We start from the raw sequence: 10,051 nt of genomic DNA on the forward strand, positions 1-10,051 counted from the left end.
GACATGCTGAGTGGACAAAGTGCAATCGCGGCAGCAGGCCAGGCGCCGGCCAGCCTGGTCGAGCATCTGAGGGGCCTGGCGCAGCAGCGGCCCGACGACATCTGGCTCACCGTGGCCGCCGTGCAGGACGGCCGCGTGGTCGAGCGCAGCCACAGCTACGGCGAGTTCGACCGCCGCGTGCGCGCGCTGGCCGCCCGGCTGCAGCGGCTGTGCCCCGTGGGCGCGCGCGCCCTGGTGATGATGGACAACGACGAGCACTACGCCGCCAGCATGCTGGCCTGCTTCTACGCGGGCGTGATCGCCGTGCCGGTGCCGCCGCTGGAATCGCTGCGCGTGCAGCACCTGGAGCGGCTGCTGGGCATCGTGGGCGACGCGGATGCGGCCTGCGTGATCAGCACGGCCGAAGTGATGCAGGCCCTGCCCGGTGCCGATGCGCGCTTTGGCAGCATTGCCGCCGTGGCCGCCGACCAGGTGGACCTGGCCGATGCCGAGGCCTGGCGGCCCCATGCCCCGGCTGCCGACGACATCGCCTTCCTGCAATACACCTCGGGCTCCACCTCGGCGCCCAAGGGCGTGATGGTCAGCCACGGCAACCTCATCGCCAACGAGGCCGCCATCCAGCAGCGCATGGACATCGGCGCGGGCGACCGCTTCATGTCCTGGGCACCGCTGTACCACGACATGGGCCTGATCGGCGGACTGCTGCAGCCGCTGTACAGCGGCCTGCCGCTGGTGCTGACCTCGCCGCGCCTTTTCCTGGAAAGCCCCGTGCGCTGGCTGGAGCTGATCTCGCGCCACCGCGCCACCATCAGCGGCGGCCCCGACTTCGCCTACCGCATGTGCCTGGAGCGCATCAAGCCGTCGCAACTGGCGCAGCTGGACCTGTCGAGCTGGCGGCTGGCCTACACGGGCGCCGAACCCGTGCGTGCCGACACCGTCACGGCCTTCGCGCAGCGCTTTGCCGCCTGCGGCCTGCGGCCCGACGCGGCCTATGCCTGCTACGGCCTGGCCGAAGCCACCCTGTTCATCACCGGCGGCAGTTGCGGCGCAGGCGCCACGATCACGTCCTTCGATACCGAGGCCCTGGGCCAGGGCCGGGCCGAGGAAAGCCCCGGCGCCTCGCAGACCACCCCGCTGGTGGGCTGCGGCCCCGCCGTTCCCGGCCATGCCGTGGCCATCGTCGATCCGCACAGCCTGCAGGTGCTGGAGCCCGGCCGCGTGGGCGAGATCTGGGCGCACGGCCCCAGCATCAGCCAGGGCTACTGGGGCAAGCCGCAGCAAACGCAGCAGGCCTTTGTCGAGCATGCAGGCCGGCGCTGGCTGCGCACGGGCGACCTGGGCTTCGTGCATGCTGGGCAGGTCCATGTGGCGGGCCGCATCAAGGACCTGATCATCGTGCGCGGGCACAACCTCTACCCGCAGGACATCGAGCGCGTGGTCGAGGCCGAGGTCGAAGCCGTGCGCAAGGGGCGCGTGGCCGCGTTTGCAGTGGAAGGGCCGTCGGGCGAGGGCATAGGTGTGGCCGCCGAGATTTCGCGCGGTTTGCAAAAGCTGGTGCCGAGGGAGACGCTGGTCGACGCACTGGCTGCCGCCGTGGCCACGGCCTTTGGCGAGGCGCCTGTCGTCGTGGTCCTGCTGGAGCCCGGCGCGCTGCCGCGCACATCGAGCGGCAAGCTCCAGCGCCAGGCCTGCAAGAAGGGCTGGGCGCAGCGCAGCCTGGAGGCCTATGCGGTCTGGGAGAACGGCGCCTTTGTGGACGCAACGGCGGACTCTGTGGCAAATGACGGTGCAGACCCAGCCGTCCCACTGCGCGATGCCACCGAGACTGCGCTGACCATGCTCTGGTGCGAAGTGCTGCGCCGTGCCGAGCTGCCTGCGGGCGATCCGCAGTTCTTCCTACTGGGCGGCAACTCCCTCTCGGCCGTGCAACTGGCTGCACGCGTGTCGCAGCAGTGGGGCGTGGACTTTGCGCCAGGCCTGCTCTTTGACCGGCCCCGGCTTTCGGCGTGCGCGGCTGCATTGCGCGAACTGCAGGCGGCAGGACCCGGAACTGGCATCCCTCGTCCTGGCCCTGTGGCGCGCGGCCCCGGTGCAAGCCAGCCCCTGTCCCACGCCCAGCAGCGGCAGTGGTTTCTCTGGCACCTGGATCCTGCGGGCACGGCCTACCACGTGGCGGTGGAGCTGCAGCTGGGCGGCACGCTGGATGCGCAACGGCTGCACACGGCCCTGGAGCGCCTGGTGGCACGCCACGATGCGCTGCGCACCGTGTTCCTGCCTGCCGCCGACGGGTCGGCCCGGCAGCATGTGCTGGATAGCGGCGGCCTGGAGTTCCAATGGCTGGACCTGGACCACGAGCCGCAGCGTGCCCCTGAAGAGGCACGCCGCCTGCACGCCAGGCCCTTCGACCTGGGCAAGGGCCCGCTGCTGCGTGCGCTGCTGATGCGGCTTGGGCCGGATGACCACCGTCTGGTGCTGGTCATGCACCACATCGTGTGCGACGGCGTATCCCTGCAGAACCTGCTGGACGAGCTTGCGCAGCAATACCTCCATCTGGGTGATGCGGCGGCGGCCGCCGAGCCCGCTGCCCCCGCATTGCAATACGCCGACTACGCAGCCTGGCATGCGGCCTGGCTGGATGGCGGCGTGCGCCAGCGGCAACTGGCCTACTGGCGCGGGCAACTGGGCAGCGAGCATCCCGTGCTGGCCTTGCCCAGCGACCGGCCGCGCGCAGCCGTGGCCCGCTACTCGGCTGCCCGGCATGGCTTCGCGCTGCCTGCGCCGCTGGTGGATGCGCTGCGCTTGCGCGCTGCCCAAGCCGGTGCCAGCCTGTTCATGGTGCTGCTGGCAGGCTGGCAGGCCGTGCTGCACCGCCATACGGGCCAGCAGGTGCTGCGCCTGGGCGTGCCCGTAGGGGGCCGCCAGCATGCGGGTACGCAGGGCCTGATCGGGTTCTTCGTCAACACCCTGGTGCTGCAGGCCGAGGTCGATGGCCGCACCCCGCTGGCCCAGGTGCTCAATGCGGCCAGGCGCGCCACGCTGCAGGCCCAGGAGCACCAGGACCTGCCTTTCGAGCAACTGGTGGAAGACCTGCAGCCCCAGCGCAGCCTGGCGCATCCACCGCTGTTCCAGCTGATGTTCAACCATGTGCATGAGGACTTGCGCGGCTTCGAGCGCATGACGGGCTGCATGGCCGAAGCGGCTTCCGTGCCCGGAGGCACGGCGCAGTTCGAGCTGTCGCTGGAAGTGCGTGAACGCGCAGGCGGCGCCGTGCGCGTGGGCATGGACTATGCGGCCGAGCTTTTCCTGCCCGCCACCATGGAGCGCCTGGGCCAGCACTATCTGCGCATGCTCGAGGCCCTGGCCCATCACCCCGAGGCGACTGTGGGCGAGGTGGATCTGCTGTCGGAGGAAGAACGTGCCGAGCTGGTGGCCTGGCAGTCTGGGCAGAGCGGGCAGAGCGGGCAGAGCGGGCAGGGCGGCCATGCCGTCCCCGAGCTGGTCCATGCCGCCTTCGAGCAGCAGGCGCGCCGCAACCCGCAGGCCACGGCCCTGGTCTTTGGAGAAGACTCCTGGAGCTATGGCGAACTCAATGCGCGCGCCAACCGCCTGGCCCACCATCTGATCGCACTTGGTGTGCGGCCCGAAGTGCAGGTCGGCATTGCCATGGAGCGTTCGCTGGACATGGTGGTCGGCCTGCTGGCCATCATGAAGGCTGGTGGCGCCTATGTGCCCATGGACCCCGAGCACCCGGCCGAGCGCCTGCGCTACATGGCCGACGACAGCGGCATCGGCGTGCTGCTGACGCAGTCGGGTCTGGTCGCAAGGCTGCCGCTCGCGCTGCAGCCGCTGTCCCTGGCGGTGGACGCCATCGATCTGTCCTCCCGTCCGGCCCATGACCCGGGCGTCGCGCTGCACGGCGAGAACCTGGTCTACGTCATCTACACCTCGGGCTCCACCGGCCGCCCCAAGGGCGCGGGCAACCGCCACCGCGCGCTGTGCAATCGCCTTGCCTGGGGTCAGCAGCACCAGCCGCTGGCCGCGCAGGACACCGTGCTGCAGAAGACACCGTTCAGCTTCGATATCTCGTTCTGGGAGTTCTTCTGGCCGCTGTCCACTGGCGCCCGGCTGGCGCTGGCAGGGCCCGGGGAGCACCGCGATCCTGCGCGCATCGCGGCCCTGGTCGAACGCCACGCCGTCAGCTGCATCCACTTCGTGCCGTCCATGCTGCAGGCCTTTCTGTCCAGCGGCCATGCCCCGTCCTGCACAGGACTGAAGCACATCGTCTGCAGCGGCGAGGCCCTGCCGGCCGAGCTGCGCGACCGCGCACTGGCCCTGTTGCCGGGCGCGCGCCTGCTCAACCTCTACGGGCCGACCGAAGCCGCCATCGAGGTCACCTACCACGACTGCCGCGAGCCTGGCCCGCAGGCCGTGCCCATCGGGCGGCCGCTGGGCAACGTGCAGGTGCATATCGTCGACGCTGGCCTGCAGCCCGTGCCGCGCGGCGTGGCCGGCGAGCTGCTGCTGGGCGGCCTGGCGCTGGCGCGCGGCTACTGGGGCCGGCCCGCGCTCACGGCCGAGCGCTTTGTGGCCAGCCCTTCGGCGCTGGCCGGCGAGCGTGCCTACCGCACGGGTGACCTGGTGCGCTGGAACGAGCACGGCGAGATCGAGTACCTGGGCCGGCTGGACCACCAGGTCAAGATCCGCGGCTTCCGCGTGGAACTGGGCGAGATCGAGGCCGCCCTGCTGGCCGTGCCAGGCCTGCGCGAGGCGGTGGTGGTCGCAGACTCTGCCGAAGGCGGCAGCCGGCTGGTGGCCTACCTGGCCGGTGAAGGTGCCGCGCTGCAGGACCTGGCTGCACTCAAGGCGCAGCTGGGCCGCAGCCTGCCCGACTACATGGTGCCCTCCCTCTTTGTGCGCCTGGACACGCTGCCGCTCAACAGCAACGGCAAGGTGGACCGCAAGGCGCTGCCGGCGCCCGCGCCCCTGCCTGCATCGGGCGATGGTGCGCAGCCGTTCGAGGCGCCCGAAGGCGGTGTGGCCGAGACCATTGCCACCATCTGGCGCGAGCTGCTGCAGCTCGAACGCATAGGCGCCAACGAAAGCTTCTTCGACCTGGGCGGGCATTCGCTGCTGCTGATACGCGCGCACCGGCAGATCGAGGATGCGCTGGGCAGCGGGCTTTCTGTGATCGACATGTTCCAGCACCCGACCGTGGCCACGCTGGCCCGCCGCATCGAGGCGCAGCGCGGCGCGGGGGCGGCCCAGGAAGGGCTGAAGGACCAGCAGGAGTTGCAGGATCAGCAGGCCGACGCACGCGCCCAGCGCCGCCGCGCCGCGCTGCTGGGCCGCCGTGGTCTGACCGAGGAGGTGAACTGATGCGTGCTCAGGATGCGGGCTACAGCGGCGTGGAGATCGCCATCATCGGCATGGGCGGGCGCTTCCCGGGCGCGGACAGCGTGGACGCGCTGTGGCGCAACATCCGCGAAGGCCGCGAATCCGTGACCGCCTTCAGCGACGAGGCCCTGCGCCACCAGGGCACGGAACAGGCCCTGCTGGACGATGCCGCCTGCGTGAAGTCCGGCGTGGTGCTGGAAGGCCTGGACTGGTTCGATGCCGGCTTTTTCGGCTACACGCCGCGCGAGGCCGGCCAGATCGATCCCCAGCAGCGCGTCTTCCTCGAATGCGCCTGGCAGGCGCTGGAGCATGCGGGCTATGACGCCGAGCGGCTGGACGTGGCGGCCGGCGTGTTCGCGGGTGCGGGCGCCAATCTCTACCTCATGCGCCATCTGCTGGGGCGTGCGCAGTGGAGCGGCGGCATCGCCGAGCTGATCGCCCTGCTCAACGGCAACGCGGCCGACGCCCTGTGCACGCGCGTGGCCTACAAGCTCAACCTGCGCGGCCCGGCCGTGACCGTGCAGACGGCCTGCTCCACCTCGCTGGTGGCCGTGCACATGGCCTGCCAGTCCTTGCTGGGCATGGAGTGCGACATGGCCCTGGCCGGCGGGGTGTGGCTCAACCTGCTGCAGGGCGCGGGCTACCTGCACCAGCCGGGCGCCATTCTGTCCTCGGACGGCCATTGCCGCGCCTTCGATGCGCGTGCCGACGGCACCATGCTGGGCAGCGGCGCGGGCGTAGTCGTGCTCAAGCGCCTGGACGAGGCACTGCGCGACGGCGACACCGTCCATGCCGTGATCCGGGGCAGCGCCGTGAACAACGATGGCGCGCGCAAGATCGGCTACAACGCGCCCAGCGTGGACGGCCAGGCCGAGGCCATACGCGCCGCCCAGGCCATGGCTGGCGTCGATCCCGCCTCAGTGGGGTATGTCGAGGCCCATGGCACGGGCACCATGCTGGGCGATCCCATCGAGATCGCGGCGCTGACCCAGGCCTTTGGCGGGGCTGGGGGACTGACGGGGCGTGCGCCCGGTCACTGCGCACTGGGATCGGTCAAGACCAATGTGGGCCACCTGGACGCCGCTGCCGGAGTGACCGGCCTGATCAAGGCCGTGATGGCGCTGCGCCACCGCACCCTGCCGCCCAGCCTGAACTTCTCCACGCCCAACCCGCGCGTGGACTTCGCTGGCAGCCCCTTCCGCGTCCAGACCACGGCGCAGGACTGGCCTGCCGGCCCGCTGCCCCGGCGTGCCGGCGTGAGCTCCTTCGGCATGGGCGGCACCAATGCGCACATGGTGCTGGAGGAGGCTCCGGCCACGCTCCCTGCCGATCCATCGGAAAGCGCAGGGCGTACGCCCCAATTGCTGCTGCTGTCGGCGCGTACGCCGCAGGCGTTGCAGGCCTCGGCCAGCCAGCTGGCCAGACATCTGGAGCAGCACCCGGGCATGGCCCTGGCCGATGTGGCCCACACCCTGCGTGTGGGCCGCAAGCGCCATGCGCATCGGCTGGCCGTGCTGGCCCATGGAGTGACCCAGGCCATCGAGGCGCTGGACCATCCGGCGCCCCTGGTGCATTTCACGGGCAGCGTGCTCTCGCCCCAGCCCGGCCTGGCCTTTCTGTTCCCCGGCCAGGGCGCCCAGCACGCAGGCATGGCGCGCAGCCTGCATGCGCAGGAGCCGGTGTTCCGCGACATCGTGGACCGCTGCTGCGAGAGGGTGAGGACGCAGACCGGCATGGACCTGCGGCCCTGGCTGCTGGCGCAGGCCGACGATGCCCAGGCCGCGCAGGCGCTGGCGCGCACCGAGGCCACGCAGCCTGCGCTGTTCATCGTCGAGTACGCCATGGCGCGGCTGTGGATGTCCTGGGGCCTGCAGCCCGAGGCCATGCTGGGCCACAGCATCGGCGAGTATGTGGCGGCCTGCATCGCCGGGGTCTTCTCGCTCGACGATGCGCTGGACCTGGTGGTCGCGCGCGGCCGCATCATGCAGGCCACCGAGCCCGGCGCCATGCTGGCCGTGGGCCTGCCTGAGGCCGCGCTGCAGGACTGGCTGTGCCGGGGCTGCGATCTGGCCGCCGTCAATGCGGCCGATCTGTGCGTGCTCTCGGGCCGGCCCGACGCCATTGCGGCCGCCGAGCAGGCCCTGGCCGGCACGGGCGTGCTGCTGCGCAGATTGCAGGTGTCGCACGCCTTTCATTCCGCGTTGCTCGATCCCGTGCTCGACGCCTTTGCGCACCAGCTGGCCAGCGTGCGGTTCAACCGACCTGCCATGGCCTTCATCTCCAACCTCAGCGGCCGCTGGATCCGCGACGAAGAGGCCCAGGACCCCCGCTACTGGCTGCAGCATCTGCGCGGCACGGTGCGCTTTGCGCAGGGCCTGGACACGCTGCTGGACCAAAGCGACCGCATCCTGCTGGAAGTGGGCCCGGGCCAAGGCCTCAGCGGCCTGGCCCGGCGCAATCCCAAGGCTGGCGCACGCACCGTGCTGGCATCGCAGGCAGCCGCCAACCGCGAAGAACTTCAGGCCGACCAGCCCGCGCGCTGCCTGGCCCAGCTTTGGGCGGCGGGCGTTGGCGCGGCCAAGGCACCGCTGCTGAACAGCGCACAGGGCGCGCGCCGCGTGCCCTTGCCCGGCTATCCGTTCGAGCGCGAATCGCACTGGGTTGCCGCCACGGTGCCGGCCTCTGAGGCCGCTCCTGCTGCTCCCGGTGGTCTGCACGGCACCGATCCCCGGGGCTGGCTGTATGCCCCTGTCTGGCAACGCTCAGCGCCCGTTGTACGGGCCGCCGCGGTACCCGCCGGCGGCTGCATGCTGCTGCTGGCCGAGGCCGGATCGACACTGGCCGAATCCCTGGCGCAGGCCTGGTCCGACACCCAGCCCGCGCCCGTGGTCCGCATCGAACCCGGTCCGCTCCATGAACGCCTGGGGCCTGCCCGCCATGCGCTGCGCATGACCGAGCGCAGCGACTGGACGCGCGCCCTGGGGCAGATAGCGGCCGAGATCGGCCCGGTGGCCTGCATCTGCGATCTGTGGAGCCTGGGCACGCTGGATGACGCACAGGCGGCTGAGCGCTGCCTGCTCGGCCCGCTGGCCCTGGCCCAGGCGCTGGAGGCCGTGTCTGCCGCATCCGCTGTGGGCGCTGCTGGCCGGCAGCAGATGCTGCTGGTCACGGATGGGCTGGAGGACGTGACAGGGACCGAATCCCTGCAGCCCGCCAAGGCCATGCTCCATGGCCCCTGCCTCGTGATTCCCCAGGAGCTGCCGGGCATGGCCTGCCGCATCGTCGATGTGCTGCCTGTGCAGAGCGGGCATGCCCAAGGGATGGCAGCGCTGGCGCAGCGCATCCTGGCCGAGTTCAGCGAGCCCGCACCGGCCTGCGTGGCCTTGCGCGGCCCGCACCGCTGGACCCGGCGCTACGAGCGCATTGCGGGGCAGACGGCACCCGCCGTCACGCCAGCTGCGCCAGCCACCGCGCCGCGCCTGCGCCGTGGCGGCTGCTATCTGATCACGGGCGGCCTGGGCGGCATGGGGCTGGCGCTGGCCCGGCACCTGGCCGAGCACTGGCAGGCCCGGCTGGTGCTGCTGGGCCGCTCGGCGCTGCCTGAACGGGGTCAGTGGCAGGCACTGGCGCAGGATGCGCAGACGGAACCTGCGCTGCGTGCCCGGCTGCAGCAGTTGCTGGAGCTGGAACGGCTGGGCGCCCAGCTGTGCCTGGTGCAGGCCGATGTGGGCAGCGAAGCCCAGCTGCGCACCGCGTTGGAACAGGCGCAGCGCGCGTTCGGCGGAATGCATGGCGGCATCCACGGCGTCATCCACGCCGCCGGCCTGGCCGGCGACGGCATGCTCGCGGACAAGCGGGCACACGAGGTGATGCAGGTGCTCGCGCCCAAGCTCCAGGGCACGCGGGCCTTGCTGGCCGCACTGGCCGGGCAGCCGCTGGACTTCATGCTGCTGTGCTCTTCCCTGGCCGCCGTGGCGGGCGGCCTGGGCCGCATCGACTATGCGGCCGCCAATGCCTGCCTGGATGCGCTGGCCGTGGCCCATGGCCGCACGGCCGGCTGGCCGCTGATTTCCGTGGGCTGGGACGGGTGGCGCGGCGTGGGCATGGCGGCAGGCACGTCCATGCCCGAAGGTGTGGGCATCGCACCGGAGCAGGGCGTGCATCTGTTCGAGCGCATCCTGGCCGGCCCTGTGCAGCCCCATGTCTGCGTGTCCACCACCGATCTGGAAACGCGTCGCCATGCGGACCTCGCCGAGTTGCTGGACCAGGCCCTGCCTGCAGCAGCGACAACGGCAGCGACGGCGGGGCCTGCGCCCACCCAGGCGCGGCCCGGTGGCATGGCCGGCTTCGTGGCGCCCGAGGGCGACCTGGAGACCGGTCTGGCCGCGCTCTGGAGCGGCTTCCTGGGCGTGGCTCCCGTGGGCGCCGAGGACAACCTTTTCGAACTCGGCGGCGACTCGCTCATGGCCATACAGCTGCTGGCGCGCGTGCGCCAGGCCTATGGCGTCGAAATCCATCCTGCGGCCTTGCTGCGCACGCCCACGGTGCGGCGCCTGGCCGAACTCGTTGAAACCCGGTTGATCGAGGAAATCCAGGCGCTGGACGCCGAAGCCGAGCCCGCCCCGACCACCGCATCGCCGATTTATTCGTGAAGATC

At 71.3% G+C, this 10,051-nt stretch carries 2 protein-coding genes; both read left to right on the top strand.

Features of this window, described 5'->3' with window-relative positions:
• The first annotated feature begins 3 nt into the window (after positions 1-3).
• Positions 4-5,376, top strand: coding sequence for a non-ribosomal peptide synthetase (locus tag INR38_RS14305; protein ID WP_207442177.1), 5,373 nt, complete (start codon positions 4-6; stop codon positions 5,374-5,376).
• A complete protein-coding gene (locus INR38_RS14310; RefSeq protein WP_207442176.1) occupies positions 5,376-10,046 on the top strand; it encodes a type I polyketide synthase in 4,671 nt (1,556 codons plus the stop codon). Before INR38_RS14305 ends, INR38_RS14310 begins: the two co-directional genes overlap by 1 nt.
• Positions 10,047-10,051: the final 5 nt, after the last annotated feature.

The organism is Delftia sp. SD018 (assembly GCF_017355445.1).
GTDB lineage: Bacteria > Pseudomonadota > Gammaproteobacteria > Burkholderiales > Burkholderiaceae_C > Comamonas > Comamonas acidovorans.

Bases quoted from the DNA above. Each gene is read 5' to 3' on its own strand.
- INR38_RS14305 (WP_207442177.1), top strand. From the start codon at position 4: ATGCTGAGTGGACAAAGTGCAATCGCGGCAGCAGGCCAGGCGCCGGCC.
- INR38_RS14310 (WP_207442176.1), top strand. From the start codon at position 5,376: ATGCGTGCTCAGGATGCGGGCTACAGCGGCGTGGAGATCGCCATCATC.